The 19,938-nt window shown below is 64.3% G+C and carries 20 protein-coding genes, 1 tRNA gene and 1 other RNA gene; 14 read left to right on the top strand and 8 right to left on the bottom strand.

Annotated features, from left to right (window positions below):
• Window positions 1–11: 11 nt before the first annotated feature.
• The 3 genes from JOE66_RS07255 to JOE66_RS07265 all read right to left on the bottom strand — a co-directional run bounded on the left by JOE66_RS07255 (window position 12) and on the right by JOE66_RS07265 (window position 2,281).
• Entirely contained in the window at window positions 12–764 is a 753-nt protein-coding gene (locus JOE66_RS07255; RefSeq protein ID WP_205108075.1) for a DedA family protein, read from the bottom strand.
• A 73-nt stretch (window positions 765–837) separates the two neighbouring features.
• Window positions 838–919: transfer RNA gene (locus JOE66_RS07260), tRNA-Leu, on the bottom strand.
• 72 nt (window positions 920–991) lie between these two features.
• Window positions 992–2,281, bottom strand: coding sequence for an MFS transporter (locus JOE66_RS07265; RefSeq protein ID WP_205108077.1), 1,290 nt, complete (start codon window positions 2,279–2,281; stop codon window positions 992–994).
• Window positions 2,282–2,398: 117 nt separating this feature from the next.
• Here JOE66_RS07265 and prfB point away from each other — a divergent pair, with 117 nt between their 5' ends.
• The 6 genes from prfB (at window position 2,399) to JOE66_RS07295 (ending at window position 8,374) form a co-directional block, all read left to right on the top strand.
• A complete protein-coding gene (prfB, locus tag JOE66_RS07270) occupies window positions 2,399–3,505 on the top strand; it encodes a peptide chain release factor 2 (protein WP_205111723.1) in 1,107 nt (368 codons plus the stop codon).
• Between the two features lie 91 nt (window positions 3,506–3,596).
• Window positions 3,597–4,907, top strand: coding sequence for a cell division ATP-binding protein FtsE (gene ftsE, locus JOE66_RS07275; RefSeq protein WP_205108079.1), 1,311 nt, complete (start codon window positions 3,597–3,599; stop codon window positions 4,905–4,907).
• The gene (gene ftsX / locus JOE66_RS07280; protein ID WP_205108081.1) at window positions 4,904–5,821 is read left to right on the top strand and encodes a permease-like cell division protein FtsX; all 918 of its coding nucleotides are present in this window, start codon (window positions 4,904–4,906) and stop codon (window positions 5,819–5,821) included. The genes ftsE and ftsX overlap by 4 nt, the downstream gene beginning before the upstream one ends.
• 66 nt (window positions 5,822–5,887) lie before the next feature.
• Window positions 5,888–6,364 (top strand): SsrA-binding protein SmpB, encoded by a 477-nt coding sequence (smpB, locus tag JOE66_RS07285; protein WP_205108083.1) that lies wholly within the window; start codon window positions 5,888–5,890, stop codon window positions 6,362–6,364.
• 121 nt (window positions 6,365–6,485) lie between these two features.
• A complete protein-coding gene (locus JOE66_RS07290) occupies window positions 6,486–7,508 on the top strand; it encodes an ATP-binding cassette domain-containing protein (protein WP_205108085.1) in 1,023 nt (340 codons plus the stop codon).
• Window positions 7,505–8,374 (top strand): ABC transporter permease, encoded by an 870-nt coding sequence (locus tag JOE66_RS07295; RefSeq protein WP_205108087.1) that lies wholly within the window; start codon window positions 7,505–7,507, stop codon window positions 8,372–8,374. Before JOE66_RS07290 ends, JOE66_RS07295 begins: the two co-directional genes overlap by 4 nt.
• Window positions 8,375–8,457: 83 nt before the next feature.
• Here JOE66_RS07295 and JOE66_RS07300 read toward each other — a convergent pair whose 3' ends face one another.
• Entirely contained in the window at window positions 8,458–9,387 is a 930-nt protein-coding gene (locus JOE66_RS07300) for an oxidoreductase (RefSeq protein ID WP_205108089.1), read from the bottom strand.
• Between the two features lie 135 nt (window positions 9,388–9,522).
• Here JOE66_RS07300 and JOE66_RS07305 point away from each other — a divergent pair, with 135 nt between their 5' ends.
• The 4 genes from JOE66_RS07305 to JOE66_RS07320 all read left to right on the top strand — a co-directional run bounded on the left by JOE66_RS07305 (window position 9,523) and on the right by JOE66_RS07320 (window position 12,004).
• Window positions 9,523–10,575: an isopenicillin N synthase family dioxygenase gene (locus JOE66_RS07305; RefSeq protein WP_205108091.1), complete on the top strand. Its 1,053-nt coding sequence runs from the start codon at window positions 9,523–9,525 to the stop codon at window positions 10,573–10,575.
• A 75-nt stretch (window positions 10,576–10,650) separates the two neighbouring features.
• Window positions 10,651–11,047, top strand: a transfer-messenger RNA (tmRNA) gene (gene ssrA, locus JOE66_RS07310).
• A gap of 289 nt (window positions 11,048–11,336) precedes the next feature.
• The gene (locus tag JOE66_RS07315; RefSeq protein ID WP_205108094.1) at window positions 11,337–11,618 is read left to right on the top strand and encodes a type II toxin-antitoxin system VapB family antitoxin; all 282 of its coding nucleotides are present in this window, start codon (window positions 11,337–11,339) and stop codon (window positions 11,616–11,618) included.
• On the top strand, window positions 11,615–12,004 hold the full coding sequence (locus JOE66_RS07320) for a type II toxin-antitoxin system VapC family toxin (protein WP_205108096.1): 390 nt from the start codon (window positions 11,615–11,617) through the stop codon (window positions 12,002–12,004). The genes JOE66_RS07315 and JOE66_RS07320 overlap by 4 nt, the downstream gene beginning before the upstream one ends.
• Before the next feature lie 111 nt (window positions 12,005–12,115).
• On the opposite strand, the gene JOE66_RS07325 is transcribed toward JOE66_RS07320, so the two are convergent.
• Complete coding sequence (locus JOE66_RS07325; RefSeq protein WP_205108098.1) at window positions 12,116–12,721, bottom strand: phosphoribosyltransferase family protein; 606 nt, start codon at window positions 12,719–12,721, stop codon at window positions 12,116–12,118.
• Window positions 12,722–12,803: 82 nt separating this feature from the next.
• On the opposite strand from JOE66_RS07325, the gene JOE66_RS07330 reads away from it, so the two are divergent.
• A complete protein-coding gene (locus JOE66_RS07330; protein ID WP_205108100.1) occupies window positions 12,804–13,004 on the top strand; it encodes a ribbon-helix-helix protein, CopG family in 201 nt (66 codons plus the stop codon).
• A complete protein-coding gene (locus tag JOE66_RS07335; RefSeq protein WP_205108102.1) occupies window positions 13,001–13,399 on the top strand; it encodes a type II toxin-antitoxin system death-on-curing family toxin in 399 nt (132 codons plus the stop codon). Before JOE66_RS07330 ends, JOE66_RS07335 begins: the two co-directional genes overlap by 4 nt.
• Here the strand turns inward: JOE66_RS07335 and JOE66_RS07340 are convergent.
• Window positions 13,326–15,443: an MMPL family transporter gene (locus JOE66_RS07340; RefSeq protein WP_205108104.1), complete on the bottom strand. Its 2,118-nt coding sequence runs from the start codon at window positions 15,441–15,443 to the stop codon at window positions 13,326–13,328. The genes JOE66_RS07335 and JOE66_RS07340 overlap by 74 nt on opposite strands.
• Window positions 15,444–15,513: 70 nt before the next feature.
• On the opposite strand from JOE66_RS07340, the gene JOE66_RS07345 reads away from it, so the two are divergent.
• A complete protein-coding gene (locus JOE66_RS07345) occupies window positions 15,514–16,008 on the top strand; it encodes a MarR family winged helix-turn-helix transcriptional regulator (RefSeq protein WP_239518251.1) in 495 nt (164 codons plus the stop codon).
• On the opposite strand, the gene JOE66_RS07350 is transcribed toward JOE66_RS07345, so the two are convergent.
• Window positions 15,980–17,107 (bottom strand): FUSC family protein, encoded by a 1,128-nt coding sequence (locus JOE66_RS07350; RefSeq protein WP_205108106.1) that lies wholly within the window; start codon window positions 17,105–17,107, stop codon window positions 15,980–15,982. The two genes, JOE66_RS07345 and JOE66_RS07350, sit on opposite strands and share 29 nt — an antisense overlap.
• 131 nt (window positions 17,108–17,238) lie before the next feature.
• Here JOE66_RS07350 and JOE66_RS07355 point away from each other — a divergent pair, with 131 nt between their 5' ends.
• Window positions 17,239–18,663, top strand: a complete 1,425-nt coding sequence (locus JOE66_RS07355) for an amidohydrolase family protein (RefSeq protein WP_205108108.1) — start codon at window positions 17,239–17,241, stop codon at window positions 18,661–18,663.
• 44 nt (window positions 18,664–18,707) lie between these two features.
• On the opposite strand, the gene JOE66_RS07360 is transcribed toward JOE66_RS07355, so the two are convergent.
• Entirely contained in the window at window positions 18,708–19,904 is a 1,197-nt protein-coding gene (locus JOE66_RS07360; protein ID WP_205108111.1) for a MarP family serine protease, read from the bottom strand.
• Window positions 19,905–19,938 lie beyond the last annotated feature (34 nt).

A 19,938-nucleotide genomic window follows, 5' to 3' on the forward strand; every position in this document is an offset into this window, starting at 1 on the left:
CAGCGATGCCCTCACTCGGCGGCGTGGCCCTTGCCTGGCCGGCGGTTGAACACCTCGGGGTCGAGCAGCAGTTCTTCGGCTGCCCCGGTGGCCTCGACAGTGTCTGCGTCGGCAGCAGTGGCAAGCTTCTTCGACTTGCGGGCCGACATCACGGTGTGCAGAACGGTGGGGACCAGCGTGATCACGACAACGGCGAGGAGCACGACGTCGATGTACTTCGCAGTGAAGTCGGCGACAACCGGGATCTGGCCGAGGAAGTACCCGAGCATGACGAATCCGCCACCCCAGATGATGGCACCGATCGCGTTGTACAGGCTGTACTTGCGGTAGTCCATGCGCCCGACGCCGGCAGCAACGGGTGCGAAGGTGCGAACAACCGGCACGAAGCGGGCGATGACGACCGCGAAGCCGCCGAACCGCTCGAAGAACGCATTCGTGCGTTCGACGTTCTTGATGCTGAAGAACCCGGATTCCTTGCGTTCGAAGATGCGTGGACCCGCCTTGCGGCCGATCAGGTACCCGGCCTCACCGCCGATGAAGGCCGCGAGGGCGATGGCGGGGGCCACGAAGTAGATCGGCACGCCGATCGTTCCGGTGAAGGTGAGTAGCCCGGTGAAGAAGAGCAGCGTGTCGCCGGGCAGCACGAATCCGACCAGGAGCCCGGTTTCAGCGAAGACGATGAAGCAGATGCCGAGCAGCGCCCAGGGGCCGAACGCGTTGATCAGCGTGGTGGGATCGAGAAACGGTATGAGTGCAGTGTGCAACGTCAAACTCCAGTCGTCGTGCGGCCGGTTGGTCAGTGCCCGCGCCGGAGGAGTCGACGCAGCCTGTGGCGCGTGCGGGAGAAGGGACTTGAACCCTCACGCTCGAAAGCACAGGTACCTAAAACCTGCGTGTATACCAATTTCACCACTCCCGCAGAGAACACCCCCAGTGTAATGGGTGCGTTCACGGGGGGACTGTGTGGGTCTGAGTTCTGCGAACCGGCGGGTTATTCGGGGGGTGTGGGGGCGAGCATCCGGCGGCCGTTGCGTGGGGGGTTCCGCGGGCTGTGTCGGGGGTCGGCTCCGGGGGCATACCGGGGTACGTACCGCAGCAATACCCCAGCCCCCACGAACCCGAGAAGTCCGAGAACTGCGGCGGCCAGCGGCAGCGATGCCACGGCGACGACGAGCGAGATCAGCAGGGGCGCACCGGCCGTGCCGAGGTCACCAGTGAAGCGGAAGGCACCGAGGAACGGCGCAGGGTCATCGGGTGGCGCGAGGTCGGCACCGAGCGTCATGACGATTCCACTGCCGACACCGTTCGATATGCCCAGCACGATCGTGAGCACAATGAACCAGGTGAGCGCCGCCGGCAGATCGTGCGTCACGGAGAGGGCCAGGAGCGCGACGCCCATGCCCAGCATCGACGGAATCACGCTGAAGAGCCGCCCGAACCTGTCCATGATCTGGCCACTGGTGTAGAAGAGGGCGAAGTCCAGTGCGCCGCCGACGCCGATGATCAGCGCCGTGTTGCTTTCGCTGAGGCCAAGACTGACGGCCCAGAGCGGCAGGATGATCATCCGTGCCGCCCTCAGGCCCATGACGAGTGCCACGCCGCTGCCGATGCGCGCCAGGAGCCCCCGGTGCCCCCAGAGAGTCTTCACGAGGCCCGTGGACTCCTCGGCGATGAACTCGCCACCCACATCGGGAAGGCTGAGCTTCTCGATGGGGTCGGGAACGACGATGAGCAGTACGATGATCGCGACCGCACAGGCGCCCTGGATCCAGAAGACGGCCTGAGAGTCGCCGGTCAGAGCAATGAGGCCTGCTCCGAGGAAGGGCCCGATGAACCAGCCCGCACGGAAGGTGCCGCCCAGGGTCGACAGGGCCCGCGCACGGTAGGGCCTGGGCACGAAGGTCGTGAGGAAGGCATGGCGCGCCAGCGAGAAGATCGCAGCTGCCAGCCCCAGAAAGAAGATGCCGACACCGAACACCGCCGGGCTGGCGGCCAGCAGGCACAGCACGACCGCGAGGATCGCGAGGGCCGCGGCGTAGATCATTGCGCGGCGCTCACCAATTCGGCTGACCACCCAGCCGCTCGGGATGTCGCCCACCAGTTGGCCGAGCATGGTCATACCGGCGATGAATCCGGCGACGGCGAGACTCGCCCCGAGGTTGCTCGCCAGGGCCGGGATGAGCGGGATGATCGCGCCCTCGCCGATCGCGAACAGAAGCGAGGGCAACAACGCCGGCAGGGCGATCTGCCGGAAGGAGAAATCGGGTTCGGCGATGCTCACGCGGAGCCTTCGCGGTTCGACGACCGTCGAGGGCACAGGGGAGTCTCGTCGATAGTACACATCAGTTAAGTAGTTTACGCCGCTGGCGACCAGCAGTCGCGGGTAGGCTGGGTGACCGTGTTAGAACTCGACCTCTCTGAGCAGATCGCCGCCCTTCGTTCGACCTTCGGCGACATCAGGTCGGTGGTCGATGTCGACAGCCTGCGTGAGCAGATCGCCGAGCTGAGCGAGCAGGCCGGGGTTCCCGACCTGTGGAATGACACCGAGAAGGCGCAGAAGGTCACAAGCGCTCTCTCGCACCGGCAGGCCGAGCTCGCGAAGATCGTGAGCATCGAGTCGCGACTCGACGACCTCGAGATCATGGTCGAACTGGCCAACGACGAATCCGACGAGGAGTCGGCGATCGAAGCCCGGGCCGAGCTCGTCAGCCTCCAGAAAGTGCTGGGCGAACTCGAGGTGCAGACCCTGCTGAACGGGGAGTACGACCCCCGTGCCGCCGTGGTGACCATTCGTGCCGGGGCTGGTGGAGTCGACGCCGCGGACTTCGCAGAGATGCTCATGCGCATGTATCTGCGGTGGGCAGAGCAACACGGGCACAAGGCGACCGTTCTCGACACCAGTTACGCCGAAGAGGCCGGCATCAAGAGCGCGACGTTCGAAATCGACTCGCCGTACGCTTTTGGAACACTCTCAGTCGAGGCGGGTACACACCGGCTGGTGCGGATGAGCCCCTTCAACTCGGCGGGCAAACGCCAGACCAGCTTCGCCGCCGTCGAGGTCGTGCCTCTGATCGAACAGACCGAGGTGGTGGAGGTGCCGGAGACCGACATCCGCGTCGACGTCTTCCGGTCATCCGGGCCTGGTGGCCAATCGGTGAACACGACCGACTCCGCGGTTCGCATCACCCACTTGCCCACGGGCATCGTTGTGAGCTGCCAGAACGAGAAGAGCCAGATCCAGAACCGCGCCGCGGCGCTGCGCGTGCTGCAGTCCCGGCTGCTGCTGCTGCAGCGCGAGCAGGAGAACGCGACCAAGAAGGAACTCGCCGGAAACATCACGGCGAGCTGGGGCGACCAGATGCGCAGCTACGTGCTCGCGCCCTACCAGATGGTCAAAGACCTGCGCACGGATTACGAAGAGGGCAACCCCTCGCACGTGTTCGACGGTGACATCGACGGGTTCATCTCCGCGGGCATCCGGTGGCGCAAGCGCAAGATCGAGTAACCCACCTGCCGCACAGGGTTCTCCAAGCCTTCGCTGTTGGGCGCGTCGCTCAGCCCCGAGGTGGGGCATTCTGCTTAGGCTCGTCTCGATCATGATTCGATTTGACCAGGTATCCAAGATGTACAAGGGCACGGCCAAGCCGGCGCTCAACACGATCGACCTCGAGATTCTTCGGGGTGAGTTCGTTTTTCTCGTCGGCGCTTCGGGGTCGGGCAAGTCCAGTTTTCTTCGTCTGGTGCTGAAGGAAGACCGGCCGTCCAGCGGCAGCATCCACGTACTGGGCCAGGACCTGGGGTCGATCTCGTCGCGCAAGGTGCCCTATTTCAGGCGTAACCTCGGTGTGGTCTTCCAGGACTTCCGGCTGCTTCCCAACAAGAACGTGTTCGACAATGTTGCGTTCACTCTCCAGGTCATCGGCAAGTCTCGCGGGTTCATCCAGGAGGCCGTGCCAGACGTGCTGGCGATGGTGGGTCTCGCTGAGAAGGCAGGGCGGCTTCCGCACGAGCTCTCCGGTGGGGAGCAGCAGCGCGTGGCCATCGCCCGCGCCGTGGTGAACAAGCCCGCCATCCTGCTCGCCGACGAGCCGACGGGCAACCTCGACCCCGTCACGAGCGCGGGCATCATGAATGTGCTCGACCGCATCAACGCGGGCGGAACCACGATCATCATGGCCACGCACGACAACGCCATCGTCGACCAGATGCAGCGCCGGGTTGTCGAACTGGTCAGCGGGCAGGTCGTGCGCGACGAGCGCCAAGGCGGCTACGGCACGATCACCGACGTCAGTCTCCAAGACAGCGGAATGACCGCAGAGATCACCCGTCCAGATCCGTTGTCGCTGCGTATGCAGGCCACCGGAGCCATCGACCGGCCGGTGATGCCGCTCGTCGTACTGACTCCGGCAGTCTCCGCCACAGCCAACCCCTCCACAGCCAACCCCGCCACAGCCAACCCCGCAACCTCCAACCCCGTGCCCACCAACCCGGCCCCCGACGACGACGATGCGCGAGCTGCGGTGCCCGCTGCTGCCACAGGTACGACCTCTGGCGCCGCCGTGCCTGCCTTCACCGGCGCGACGGCGGCCGTTTCGGGTTCGACGTCGACACATTCGCGAGCCGTTCCCGTTGTTCCACGGGTTCCCGTTGTGGCCGCATCCACCGATGACCCGTCGCCGGATCCCCGCGTCGAAGGCGAGCTGTCATCGCTGCTTTCGGGTCTCGATGATCCGCCATCCGTCCCTGAAGGGAACGAATCGCCCGGTGCTGCCTCCGCAGCCCCTGAGTCAGAGCAGGACGACGACCTGGCGACAGCGTCCCTGAGCCTCGCCGAGAAGCTGGGCCTGCGTGCTCCTGGCGACAGGCACGACCCGGCCGCCGACCAGAAGGTGGGGCCCACCTCGTGAGACTCGCACTGATCATCGGCGAGGTCGGCACCGGCCTCCGCCGCAACATGTCAATGGTCGTCTCCGTCGTTCTGGTGACCTTCATCTCGCTGACCTTCGTCGGCGCGGCCATTCTGCTGCAGATGCAGATCGGCCAGATGAAGGGCTACTGGTACGACAAGGCCCAGGTCGCGGTCTACATGTGCACCGCAACCTCCAGCAGTGCCAACTGCGCCAACGGTGAGGCCACTGCCGACCAGATCGCCGCCGTCGACGCGCAACTCACCGGTTCGACGCTCGCCCCGTTCATCAAGACGTACGACTTCGAGAACCACGAGCAGGCCTACGAGAAGTTCAAGGCGCAGTTCGCGGGCAACGATGTCGCGCAGTATGTGACCCCCGATCTGCTGAACCAGACCTTCTGGATCAACATGGTCGACCCGCAACAGTCGGCTGTCCTGGTCGAAAGCCTGACAACCGCTCCCGGTGTGGACTCCGTCGTCGACCAGCGGAGTTATCTCGAGCAGATCTTCTCGATCCTCAACGCGGCCAGCTACACGGCGATCGGCATAGCCGCCCTGATGCTGGTTGCAGCGGTGTTGCTCATCGCCACGACCATCCGGCTCTCTGCCTTCTCACGGCGGCGGGAGATCGGCATCATGAGACTCGTGGGCGCGTCGAACAGGTTCATCCAGACGCCTTTCATTCTCGAAGGCGTCATCGCGGCAGTGGTGGGTTCAGTGCTCGCCGGTGCGACGGTCTGGGCGATCGTGCACTTCTTTGTCGAGGGGTACCTGCAGAAATCCCTTCCGCTGACGGCCTTCGTCACGGTTCAGGATGCCCTCGTGATCGTTGCTCCCATCCTGCTCGTGCTCGGGGTGATCCTGGCGGCCATCTCGGCGAAGTTCGCCATCACCCGCTACCTCAAGGTCTAGTCCGCCCGCGTTATCGGATACACTGGTGGGCTGCCAGCAACACCACCACCAGAGCCAGGAGTCATCGTGCCACGCGAACGCGGAGAGAAGGTCGTCGCGACCAACCGCAAGGCCCGCCACGACTACACCATCGAAGACACCTATGAGGCGGGGCTGGTGCTCACGGGCACCGAGGTCAAGTCGCTGCGCGCTGGCCGGGCATCCCTCGTCGACGGCTACGGCTACATCGACGGCGGAGAGGCGTGGCTCGATGCCGTGCACATCCCCGAATTCAACCAGGGCAGCTGGAACAACCACCCGCCGCGCCGAAAGCGCAAGATGCTGCTGCACAAGGCGCAGATCCTGAAGATCCACAACAAGGTCAAAGAGGGTGGGTACACACTCGTACCCCTCCGCCTGTACTTCAGCGACGGGCGGGCGAAAGTCGAACTCGCGGTTGCGAAGGGCAAGCGGGAGTACGACAAGCGCCAGACGCTGCGCGAGCGGCAGGACAAACGCGAGGCAGACCGGGCGATCGGAACGCAGCGCAACCTCGGCGACTGACTCTTTCCGGCAGACAAGGGGCACGCGGTAATGATTGCGCGGTGATGATTGCGTGGTGAACACTTCGCGGTGATCGTGAGTGTTCCTTGCGAATGTCAGAGGTGGTGGTTATCGTCTCGGCATGACGTACATCACGGCAGAGAACCTCACGAAGGTCTACACACCACGCGGGGCGCCGCCGGTCCACGCTCTCGACGGCCTCACCCTCTCGGTGCCCCAGGGCACGATCACGGCACTGCTCGGGCCGAACGGTGCAGGCAAGACCACCACCGTGAAGGTGCTCACAACGTTGATCAGGCCTGACTCCGGAGTGGCGATGATCGGGGGAGTCGATGTGGCGAAACATCCCGAGCGCATCCGGCCGATCATCGGCGTCTCGGGTCAGTACGCGGCGGTCGACGAGAACCTCACAGGGTTCGAGAACCTCGATATGGTGGGGCGGCTCTACCACCTCGGCGCGAAGCAGTCGCGTGCCAGGGCGACGCAGTTGATCGAGCTGTTCGACCTCACAGAGGCGCAGAATCGCCCGGTGAAGGGCTTCTCCGGTGGTATGCGACGGCGCATCGACCTGGCGGGCGCCCTGGTCACCCGGCCGCAGGTGCTCTTCCTCGATGAGCCGACCACGGGCCTCGACCCCCGTAGCAGGCTCGGCATGTGGGGCATCATCAATTCCCTGGTAGGGGAGGGCACAACTGTGCTGCTGACCACCCAATACCTCGAAGAAGCCGATCAACTCGCTGACAGCATCTCTGTCGTCGACGACGGCAAGGTGATCGCCGAAGGTACGGCAGATGAGCTCAAGGCATCGATCGGTGGCCAGCGTGTGGAGATCAACCTCGTGACGTCGGCAGACACCGTTGCGGCAGTGCAGATCCTTCGTCGCCACGGCTCCGGTGAGCCCGTCGTGTCGAGCGAGGGCCGCAGCCTCACCGTCGGGGCGACAGACGCGCCCGTCGTCCTGCAGGCCGTGCTCGGCGAGTTCGGCCGGGAGAACATCGAGTTGTTCGACGCGGGCATGCGGCGTCCCACGCTCGACGACGTGTTCCTTCGACTGACCGGTCATGCTGCAACGGCGGCCGACGACGAGGCTGACGATCATTCCACAGGCCGTGGCAAGAAGACGAAAGCAGCGGTGAAATCATGACGACGACATCCACACAGCCTGATGTTCCGCTGGCCGCGCGGCTACAACCCGACCACGCGCCGCGCGCGGCGTTCGGCCACTTCTTCAGCGACGGGTGGATCACCACCCGACGCAACCTCATCAAGATCAAACGCGTTCCCGACATCCTGGTCTTCACGCTGCTCCAGCCGATCATGTTCGTTCTGCTGTTCAGCTACGTCTACTCCGGTGTGATCTCCATTCCGGGCAGTAGCTATACCGAGTTCATCATGGCGGGCATCTTCGCCCAGACCGTCGTCTTCGGCTCGACCTACTCTGGGTCAGCGATGGCACAAGACCTGAAAGACGGCATCATCGACCGTTTCAGAACGCTGCCGATGAGTCCGGCAGCCGTGCTCGTGGGTCGCACGAACGGTGACCTGATCATCAACAGCATCTCCATGGTCGTCATGATGACCACGGGGTTCATTGTGGGGTGGCGGGTGCGGTCGAGCTTCTTCGAGGCCGTGGCTGCGGTCGGGCTCCTGCTGCTGTTCGCCTACGCGCTCTCGTGGCTGATGGCCTTCATCGGCATGAGCGTCAGGAGCCCGGAGATCATCAACAACGTGTCGTTCCTGATTCTGTTCCCCCTGACGTTCATCTCGAACGCGTTCGTACCCTCCAACACGCTGCCCACCCCGCTTCGCATCTTTGCGGAGTACAACCCCGTCTCGGCGCTCGTGCAGGCTGCGCGGCAGCTCTTCGGCAACGTACCTCCAGGCACCCCGGTGGCCGACGTGTGGACGCAGCAGAACCCGATCCTCGCCGTGCTGATTGGCATCACCGTCATGCTGCTCGTGTTCGTGCCGCTGAGCATCCGAAAGTTCGCCTCGATCACGACGCGGTGATGCAGAGTGGTGCTGCGGCCTGGCGCGGAGTGTCACCCCCTTTCGCGCCAGATCGCGGCCAGCCCTCAGAACGCGAGCAGCCCTCAGAACGCGAGCGGATTGCCTGTCATGGTCTCGGCCATCGCCCACAGTTCACTGGCGGTTCGAATGTCACGGGCACGGTTGCGGGCGCGAACCACAGCGGGGTCACCTTTGAGCTGCCGCCAGCCATCGGGGCCCCAGTACTCTCCACCGCGGGCAACCGGGTCGGCGACGGCGCGCACAATGGGGAGGGCGCCGGCGTCCTTTCCCTGGGCAAGGGGGGCGAGCGCCGTGCGAACGAGCGCGTTCGCACGGCGAGCCTTGGCGATGCCCGGCCGGTCAGAAGCGAGACTGTCGAGCGCGAACCCCGGGTGGGCCACGAGGCTGCGGGTCGACAGCCCCGCTGCCTGCAGGCGCCGGTCGAGCTCGAACCCGATCAGCATGGCCGCGAGCTTCGACCGGCCGTAGGCTCTGAAGCTTCGGTAGTCGATCTCGCTCATCACGTCGGCCAGATCCATCTCGAAGAACTCGTGGCTGATGCTGCCCAGCGACACGACGCGTGAGCCCGGCGTGGCGAGCAGTGTCGGCATCAACCGGGCAATCAGGGCAAAGTGGCCAAGCACGTTCGTGCCGAACATCAGTTCAAAGCCGTCGACGGTGAACTGCGGCTTCGACGAGCCCAGGATCCCGGCGTTGGCGACAAGCCCGTCGATCGGTTCGCTGCCGAGCACGGCTGCTGCCGACTCCACCGATTCGAGGTTGGCGAGGTCGAGCTTGACGAAACTGACCGAGCCGAGGGGTGCTCGCGTCAGGATCGATGCTGCCGCTGATTCGGCCTTCTGCTCGTTACGGGCCGCAAGCACGACCGAAGCGCCGCGGCGGGCGAGAAACTCTGAGGCCCAGTAGCCGAGCCCGGCGTTGCCGCCGGTGACGACGAATCGTTTGCCTGCCAGTGAGGGGAGTTGCGCGGGAGTCCAGCGGCCGATGCTCATAGCGAAGAGAATAGTCGACCGGGTCTTGCGGCGGCTGGGGATTGTGGTGGGGTTGACGGCCAGACACCGTGTCAGGGTTCTGGCATTCGCCGACCGTGCAACGTGCCTGAAATACCGGACCTCTACGATGAACGCATGACCGAAGACGTTTCTTTCGAAGTGCCCACCATCGACATCTCCGCCTATGTGGCGGGTGACGACATGGATGCCCGGGCAGACGTCGCGCGAAAGCTCGACGTTGCCTGCCGAACCGTCGGGTTCATGCAGATCGTCGGCCACGGTGTACCCACACGCGTCACCGATGGTCTCGCCGAAGCGATGGACCTCTTCTTCGGGCAGGATCTCGAGACGAAGAAACGGTCGACGGCTCCCGCCGGCGCGAACCGCGGCTACTCGGCGCCGAAGAGTGAATCCCTGAGCCTGTCGCTGGGAGTCGAATCCGCCTCGAGGATGAACGACTTCTTCGAAGCCTTCAACATCGGTGATGCGGCATCTCTCCACCCTGGCTTAGACCTTCCGACCTCGGTCTATGCCGAGAATGTCTGGCCGGAGCTCGATGCTCGATTCGAGACGCAGGTGCTTGCCTACTACGAAGAGGCTCGACGGGTCGCGCAGACGATGACCCACATCTTCGAAGACGCTCTCGGCCTCGACCGCGGTTTCTTCGAGGGCGTCACCGACCACTCGATCGATGTGATGCGTATGAATAACTACGCGCTTCCCGAAGGCACTGTCGATCTCGATGGTGACCTGACCGGAATGGGGGAGCACACCGACTTCGGCATCGTGACCATCCTCTGGGCAGACCAGGTCGCCGGCCTCCAGGTGCTTGGTCGCGACCGCGCCTGGCACGACGTGGCCCCGGCCGATGGAGCGCTTCTGATCAACCTCGGTGATGTCACTGGCCGGTGGACGAACGACCAGTGGATGTCGACCCTTCACCGCGTCAAGCCGCCGATCGTGAATGGCACCATACAGCGGCGTCGATCGGCGGCGTTCTTCCACGACGGCAACTTCGATGCGGTGATCACGACGATCCCGTCGACGGTCACCGAATCGACTCCCGATCTCTACGCCCCGATTACCATCGGCGACCACATCGCGCAGAAGCTCGCTGGGTCTCGCCAGGGCAAGCTCAACGAGTCCGCGACGCGCGACGCCGAACGAGTGAAATCTGCGCTATACTAGAGGGCTGCACTCGATTGCTGGGTGCAGTGAAAATTCAACAGCGCGCGGTAGTGACTCAAGCTTCTGCTTGCCCGGGGGGATGATCGGTTTCGACATTGCCTGAGTGAGTGTGAGAAGCGGGTCGAGGATGCAGGGTTAACTCGTAAACGCTCTCTGCAAACTATAAGTGCCAATCAAAACAGCACTGTTCCGGCCTCCAAGGCCGCTTTCGCTCTCGCAGCCTAAGCTCCTTGTAGCCCACTAAGGAACCGTCAGACCGGGAATGCCCTCTACCCGGAGCCTGGCGTTATCTAGAGGGATTGCTTGTGTGTTTCGCCTGAGGGCACACAGGGACTCTTACTGAGGCTGGGCTTGTCGGATTAGGTGCCAGTGGCACATTCCGGAGCCGAGTAGAACGATTTCACTGGCTACACCCGTAGAAGGCACATGACCACAGCAGTGGACCGGGGTTCAATTCCCCGCATCTCCACCATTGCCCACGACCGCGCGCTGTTGACCAGAAGGGTCGCCCGAGAGGGCGGCCCTTCGTTGGTTTCCGCCGCGAAAGAAACGCCCCAGCTGCGCGGGCTGGCCGTAGCGCTCTCTCGGAACACAAGGATGCCTTCGAGCGCAATCCACAGCGGTTGCATCCATGCGAGGGCTCTGCTCTGCCACAAGACATCGAAGCGGTGCTCTCTGCACCAGTATGCGACCGCTCAGCGCACCGTTCCATGAATCTGATACTTTCTACCCACCGAGAGGAATGAGGTAGAATTGTGACCATGGGATTGAACCTGAAAGACGAGGAGACCGTCTCGCTCGTCACAGAAGTCGCCACGCGTCTCGGCCTCACGAAGACCGGGGCCGTGCGTCAACTTGCGAGGGAGAAGCTGGCTGCACTGGACCTTGGTCGGGCACAGCGACATTCCCAGACAATCGGTTTCTTCGAACAACAGATTTGGCCCCGCGTCGCCGGTGCATCCATCACAAAATCTGAGATCGAAACAGAGCTTGGTTTTGATGAGATGGTCGACGATCTGGCCACAGGTGTGGCCGAGGGATGATCGTCGACACCTCGGCCGTCGTCGCCATCGTCACGCGGGAACCGGGCTTTGAACTGGTTCTCGGCGAGATCGAGTCGGCAGATACGATATCGATGAGCGCAGGGTCCGTACTCGAGCTGATGATTGTTCTCGGCTCAGCACGGTTCGGGCTGCAGGGCGTTGAGATCCAACGCATTCTCGACGTTCTGACGATCTCGACAGTGGAATTCACTGCGGAGCATGCGTCGGTCGCTGCCGAAGCGTTCGCCCGATTCGGGAAGGGTCACCACCCTGCCCGCCTGAACTTCGGCGACTGTATGGCGTACGCAACTGCCGCAGTCTCGAAGCAGCCCTTGCTCTTCGTGGGTGACGACTTTTCTCAGACCGACGTCGCGACTGCGCGCTAGTTCGGCTGGGCGGCTTTCGGAGCGTCGCCGACCGCGGACGAACCGGCCGCAGGAGAAGCCGCGTAACGAGGTAGCTGGTGTGGTCCACCCCATCGAATTTCGTCTGTAGCGCTACCGGGGGAACACCGGGATGCTGCCGAGCGCAAAGATCCTGTCGGCGTACTCGCTGAGGGGTTCTCTCCAGGCATCGCTCTCCGTGAGTAGTGCGCCCACTCCCACCACGTCAGCACCCGCGGCCGCAAGGAGGCGAAGCGCCGCCGCCGTCGATGAGCCGGTCGAGATCACGTCGTCGACAAAAAGGGTTCGGCGGCCGGCCACGCTCGGGATTCTGTTCCGGTCGAGCAGCAGCGACTGGCTGCCTTCGCTCGTGATGGCCGTCACTGGTTCGCTGAGGGCGTCTCGAAGGTGAATCTTGCGGGTCTTCTGGAGGATGAGGTAGTCGTCGAGCCCGAGGCTGCGGGTGACCTCGATGGCGAGGGGAATTCCGAGCGTGGCGGGTGCGACCACGATCTCTGGCTGCATTGCGGCGAAGTGGCCAGCCAGCTCAGCGCCGGCTTTAGCAGCGAATTCCACGCCATGGTCGATGATCATCATCAGGGCGATCAAGAGGGAATCCGAAACCGGCACGATCGGCAGCTCGACCTGCTGGCTGCCGATCTGGGCGGTGTAGAAGGAGGGCATGGGTTTCGTCTCGTCTGTGCTTGTCGCGTCGCTCACACTCCAACGCTACTGTTCGAGGAGGTGTCCGAATTCCGAGGTGTGGTCGTGAATCCCCCAGTGGTACCATTCTGGTATGGCCATGACCGTGAGAATCCCCGAAGAACTCGATCGACAGCTCGACGAGCTGGCCGAACGTGATCACGTGTCGAAGCACTCGCTGCTCCTTCAGGGGGCAGAGAACATTGTGCGCAGTCGGGCTCGCCGGGCAGACATCGACGCCGGAATCGACTTCGTTCTGCGCCATGACGCCGAGTTGCTGACGCGCCTCGAAGAAGCGTGACCGAATATCTCGGGCTCGATGACGTCTACCGTGTCGTCGAACGGTTCGGGTTCGACGTGCGCGACGCCGGTTTGCTCTCCTCCGCGCTCGCGCGACCGTCGTCGTCGATGTATGGAGTCGACGCGTACGTTTCGATTGATGAGAAGGCCGCCGCGCTCCTCGAGTCGCTCTCTCGCAACCACGCATTGGTCGACGGCAACAGGCGCACGGCGTGGACGGCGACGGTGCTCTTTCTGTGGATCAACGGGTTCGAGCACTATTTCACAGCTGATGAAGCGTTCGAGTTGGTCGTCGGCGTTGCGTCGGGCTCGACCGACCTCGCTAGTTCAGCTGCGCGGCTCTCGGTGCTTCGCCTACCGCGGATGAGCCCGCCGCAGACGAGCCTGAAGCGATAGCCGCACCGACTCTGCTGGGCCACCAGAACCTGTCGCCGGTCAGGAAGACGAGTGCCGGTACCAGAACGGTTCGTACGAGCAGGGTGTCGAGCAGAACGCCGATGCCCACGATCACGCCGATCTGGGTCAGGGCGATGATCGGCAGCACGCTCAGCACAGCGAAGACCGCAGCGAGAAGGATACCGGCACTTGTGATCACCCCACCGGTGGCCGAGAGCGCATGGATCATTCCTTCGCGGGTACCCAGGCGCAGCGACTCCTCCCTGGCCCGTGTGACGAGGAAGATGTTGTAGTCCACTCCCAGTGCCACCAGGAACAGGAAGCTGAAGAGCACCACGCTGGTGTCGAACGCGGGAATCTTGAACACCGACGAGAACACCAGATTGGCCGCCCCGAGGCTGGCGAAGTAGCTTGCCACCACTGTGAGGATCAGGAGAACAGGGGCGACGATGGCCCGGAGCAGCACGAGCAGAACGATGAAGACGATGGCCAGGATCAGGGGGATGATCAGGGCCTGGTCGTGTGCCGCAGCCACCCTGGTATCGAGCGCTGTGGCATCGGTGCCCCCGACGAGGGCTGCGGATGCGGCGTTCGGAGCGTCGGCATAGGCCTGCCGCAGCGTCGTGATGGTGTCGAAGGCCTGCTGCGACCCTGGCTCTGCGTCGAGCGTCACGTTCAGCTGCGTGATGGTGCCAGCGGACTGGCCCGGCGTGGCCGCAGAGACCCCGGGAGTGGCGGTTGCGATCGTCACCGCGTCAGCGACAGCATCCGTCGGCACGATCACCGCGGTCTGTGCACTCTGCCCGGCGGGGAAGGCGGCATCGATGACCGACTGCCCCTGCGCCGATTCGGGGTTGCCTCTGAACTGTTGCACCTGCGAGAGGCCGACCGAGATGCTGAGGGCGCCGACGGCCAGTGCGCCCAGGACGACGACACTGACGACGGTGACGACGGCGGGCCGCTTCGAGACGGCGCGACCGAGTCTGGCCCAGAAGCCGTGCTCGGTCGGGGATTCAGAGCCGAACCGGGGAACAAAGGGCCAGAACAGGCCGCGGCCGAAGATGACCAGCGCCGCGGGCAGAACGATGAGCGCGAAGATCATGGCGGTGACGATGCCGATCGCGCAGGCGAACCCGAGTGCCCGGTTTCCCTCGAGAGAGGCGAAGAGCAGGGTGAGGAGACTGAGGGTCACAGTGCTGCCACTGGCCAGGATCGCCGGCCCCGCCCCGCGAAGGGCCATGGACATGGCGGTACTGCGCTTCTCGTGTTGTCTCAGTTCTTCGCGATACCGCGCTATCAGCAGCAGGGCGTAGTTCGTTCCCGCACCGAAGACGAGCACCGACAGGATGCCCGAGATCGACGCATCGATGGTGAATCCGAACACCTGGGCGAGGTCTTTGACGATCACGCTCGCGAGGGCGTCGGCCGCGCCGATCACGGCGAGTGGCACCAGCCAGAGCCAGGGGCTCCGGTAGGTGATGAGAAGCAATGCCGCAACGACGATCACCGTGACGAGCAGGAGTTTGAAATCAGCACCCTGGAACGCTGCTGCGACATCGGCCTGGAAGCCTTCTGGCCCGGTGAGGTACGCGTTCAGTCCCTGAGGAAGATCGGCCTGCGCCGTCGCCCTGAGGCTCGTGACGCGCTCACCTTGCGCTGTGCTGTCCGCGGCGGCGGCCAGAGGCATCGGGATGAGCGCCGCGGTGCCGTCTTCGGAGTACTGGGCTGGGGGCAACCGGCCACTGAGCGATTCCGGTGCGAGCGCTGCGGAGCGGGCGGCGATCGCCGTCTTGTCTGCCTCGGTGAGCGGAGACCCGCTTCTGTCGAAGACGATCAACGCGAACCCTGCATCGGAGTTCGGCAGGGACTTCTGCAGTTCGGCGACCTGCGCCGACTGGGTGGCGGAGGGAAGGCCGGCCGTTGGGGCGATGGTGCCGGTACTCGCTGGCGCTGTTGCGAACAGGATCGCCGCTGCGATGATTGTGAGGCCCAGAACGATCCAGGCGGTGAACTTGCCGCTCACGAACTCAGTGATCTGTCGCATGACCCTACCCAGTCTCTTAGTACCCTGATTATTAGGTAACTTAACCGTATCAGAGCCTACAATGGATTTCATGTCGAATCCTGTTCCCGAAGCGCCGTCACTGTTCGACGACGGTGCCCCGGCAATGCGGCAGGCCAGCATCGTCTTTCGGGAGATCCTCTCTCTGATGGGGGACTTCGACCGGGTCCTGCAGGCGCACCTGAACGTGAACAGCACCGACCTCGAGGCGATGGAGCTCCTGATCGAGCGAGGCCCGCTGAGTCCCACCGAGTTGGCCCACGGCCTCGGGATCAGCACTGCGGCGACGACGCTCGTCATCGATCGTCTCGAAAAGGTCGGTCACGTCGGCCGGGAGGCGCACCCCAGCGATCGCCGGAGCGTTCGGGTGGTGCCGACGGTGGCGTCGGTCTCGGCGACCTTTGCGGCACTCCGACCACTGATCTTCGGGGTCGACGCCGTACTCGACGACTTCACGGTGCCAGAACGCGAGGCGATCGAGTTGTATCTCTCCAAGGTTGCCGGCGTCTACCGCGAGGTCATCCGCCAGTCCCACTCGTCCCAATAGGGCCATCCGTCCCACCACGGCCAACCGCTGAGGGGCGCATGAGATTTCGTGATGCGAGCGCGACCGCGAGGCCCACGACGGTGCCGAGCAGGGTTTCGACGGCCCTGTCGGCGATGAGCTGGTTCGGGTTCGCTGTGTGCGCGAGGCTCACCATCACCAACGCGAGCGGTGTGATGAACACAAGCGCGAGGCCGTAGTTCCGCATCACCAGCAGTTCCGCGACGATCTGCAGGGCCACGACCAGCAGGATCACCCACAGGCCGCTGAGGTTGAGGGACAGGAGTGCCCACGCGACAGCCAAGCCGATTGTCGTGCCCAGAACCCGTTGGGTGCCTTTGGCCAGCGAAATCGTCAGGTCTGACGCAACAAGGGGAACGACGGCGGTGAGAATCGCCCAGTAGGGATGCCCGATGCCAAGCCCCGTCGAGATGGCGCCGGCGAGGCCCGCGGCAACCCCGAAACGACCGATCCGGACGATTCCGCGACGCGAGGCGAGTGTTGAGCGAATACGGCGCCAGATCGATGTCGGGGCAGGAATTTCCGCGCTCACCGTCGCATCCGCAGGATGTGTCGACGGAAGTCGGCGCCTGATCGCCCCGATCTGGCCGACCGCGACGGCGAACACCGCGGCGAGCAGACTGATTCCTGCTGCTACGGGCACCTCGCTCCAGCCGGATGGTATCGAGGCTACGGAGCAGAGCCCGAAGACGGCGAAGAGCGGCCCGGGCGGGGCCCAGCGGAACACCTCGGATGCCAGCGCGACCGCAGAGGCCCAGATCGCAGCGATCGCGACGATCACCCAGTCCTTCTCGGCCGTCGTCGCAACCAGTGCTCCGAGCACCACGGTGACCACAAGCACCCCGCCGGCCGTCGCCTGCATCTTCAGGCGCGCCACGGAGCCCGAGCCGCGCCCGTATACGGAAGCGAAGGCGCCGAATGCTGCGTAGATCGACCACTGCATGTGGCCCGTTGCGTACAGCGCGACGAGAGGCACCAACACGGAGAACCCGACCCGCAGTGCACCGCGGTGTGCGCCGTTGTGGTCACCGAATCCGAAGACGGATGCCGTGTACGAACGGAAGGAATTCGGTTCGGACATGGCTTCATTTTATCCGCGCACACGACCCGCACAGCCGGCTCCTGCGGGTCGGGCTCCGTTCAGTGACAACGCACGGCTGGCAACCGCCGCGCGTAACCTGTTGGACTTCTCCGATCGCTAGCGTGCGTGGAGTGGTTCGGTTGAGCCGCAACCGCGGCGAAGACACCCGGAGGATCATGTTCGTACACGCCTTGACCGTGATGAATGCCATCATCATCCCGATGGCCGACGGCACCGAATGGTTCAGGGGCTGGATGACCGTCGACAGTGACGGGCGGATCAGCGGCCTCGGCGAGGGTGACGCACCGGCGAGCCAGACCGGCGAGACCGTCGATGCCCACGGCTCGTTCGTCGCGCCCGGATTCGTCTCAGCGCACAGCCACATCTTCACCTCGGGAATGCGGGGGATGACTCCGGGAGAGAATCTCTACGGCTGGGTCGGAACGCAGTCGAGCTTCATCTCGGCCGCAGACGAAGACGACATCTATTGGTTCACGCTGCACGGCTGTCTCGACTTCATCACCAACGGCATCACATCGGCCTACAACTTCACCGATTCCCGGGTGGTCGGCCGCTACGACCCCGCCACAGACCGCCGTGAGATCTTTTCGATCAGAAGTGAGCGTTACCTCCAGCGCCAGGTCGACGCTGCGCGCGATTCGGGGCTACGCACCGTGAACTCGATCCGTCTCGACAGCGAGTTCCAGCCCGCAGACCAGGCGTTCGGCGTATTCGCCGATGCTGTCGCCTACGTGCAGTCAGAAGTGCCACCAGCCCTCAACCTCGGCACGAGTGTCTTCGGTGCGGTGCAGTGGTCGGAGGCCGCCGGCGCGGCGCGCGACGAGGTGCGCGCAATGGATACCCACGGAATCGGGAACCAGGCCCATTTTCTCGAAACCAGCGAAGCGCTCGACCAGCAGCGCGAGAAGTTCGGCTGGTACGAAGACGCTGGAGCCCTCCGCGAGGGATTCCTGTTCGGGCACTTCGTGCACCCCGACGCCTACATGGCCAAGAAGGCGGCGAGTTCGGGCAGTGGAATGGTGTGGCAGCCGACCTCGAACGGTCGCCTGGGTTCAGGGATAGCCGACATCGTTCGCTATCGCGGGCTGGGCATGCCCATCGGCGTCGGGCTCGACGACCAGTCCTGCACCGACATCAGCGACCCCTTCCAGAACATGCGAATCGGTATGTACACCCAGCGTGCCCTGCACCAGGATGCCTCGATCATCATGCCGCGCGACATGATGCGACTCCACACCCTCGGTTCGGCGGAAGCGTTGGGGGTCGCCGATCGCATCGGCAGCCTCGAGGTCGGCAAGTTCGCCGATTTTGTGGTGGTGAACCCCTCGAATCCCGACACGGGGCCAGTGTGGGACGTGTACGCGAGTTATGCGTTCGCCTGTGGGCTCCGCAACCTCGAACGTGTGTACATCGGCGGAAGGCTGGCTTCTGAGAGTGGCCGAGCCGTGCATCCTGCAGCCGACCGCGTGTCAGACGAGCTGCACGGCAGAGTTCGCGATGCGGCGGCGAAGACGGGCCTCAGACTCGCCTGGTGACCGCAGGGTGAGCGTGGACGGCCTTCGCAGCTCAGACCAGCCGACTACTCGGCCTGGCATGCCCCAGAACTGACAGGGTCGGATGCTGTGACCTGGGCCAGCACGGGCTGGATCTGGTTTAGCGTGAGGGCGTAGCCGGTTTCTGCGTCGGTGGTCGATCGTGCGAAGACCACACCGACGACGGCCCCGTCGGTGTTGAAGAGCGGGCCGCCGGAATTGCCGGGGAGAACGGTGGTGCGAAGCGAATAGATCTCGCGAGTAACCGAGGTCTGGCCGTAGATATCAAGGCCCGTGGCCTGCACCACCTGCCTCACGCGGGCCGTGACCGCCTGGTAGGGGCCATTCTCGGGGTAGCCGGCGACCACGGCGGAGTCGGAGGCAGCGAGTTCGGTACCGAGGACAAGGGGGGCCGCGGGGAGGTCACTGACTTCGAGCACAGCGAGGTCGCTCTCGGGGTCGAAGACGACGAGCTGGGCGGGAAGCAGGGTGTTCGACGCGCTGGTCTGAACGTAGATGTCGGAGCCGCCCGCCACGACGTGCGCGTTCGTGATGATGCGGTTGTCGGCGACGACCCAGCCGCTGCCCTCGGAATCGGTGTTGCAGTTGGGTGCAGAGGTGAGCACCTTCACCACACTGGCTGACGCCGTGTCGACAGCGTTCGGCACGCTGGTATCGGGAGCCTGCGCCCCGGCGATGATCTCTGCACCATTCGAGAAGACCGTCGGGAACCCGGCGCTGCCGAGGGCACTGTCGAGGGTTCCGAGAGCCGTTGTCGCCGGCACGGGGGCCAGCCGGTTGAGAGTCTGCACGATCGCCGAGGAATTGACCATCTGCGTGGCCTGGAGCTGGCCCGTCGACAGCAGGAATCCGCCCGCAAGCCAGACGACGATCGCCCAGGCGAGCAATCCCATGGCGGCGCCGACCAGGGAGTCGATGCCCCGGGCGATCCTGAGCCGACCGATGGTGCGGCGCAACAGAACGGCGACGGCGCCGAAGATCGAGGAGGCGATCACGATGCAGAGCACGAAGACGACGCCGGCGACGATGGAACGCTGCAGGGAGCTTGTCCAGCCGTAGCCGACGAGCGCTGTCACCACGAGGGGCGAGACGATCGTTGCTGCCCAGGCGCCCACGGCGATGCCGAGCAGCGAAGCGGCCGTGACGACAGCGCCACGCCCCCAGCCGGCGGCGACAGCCACCACAGCGGCGACAATGAGCACAATATCGACAGCGAGTTCCATAGGCTTCCAATCTGGTCGAAGAAGCTGGGGGATA

It is taken from the genome of Subtercola frigoramans, assembly GCF_016907385.1.
Classification (GTDB): Bacteria; Actinomycetota; Actinomycetes; order Actinomycetales; family Microbacteriaceae; genus Subtercola; species Subtercola frigoramans.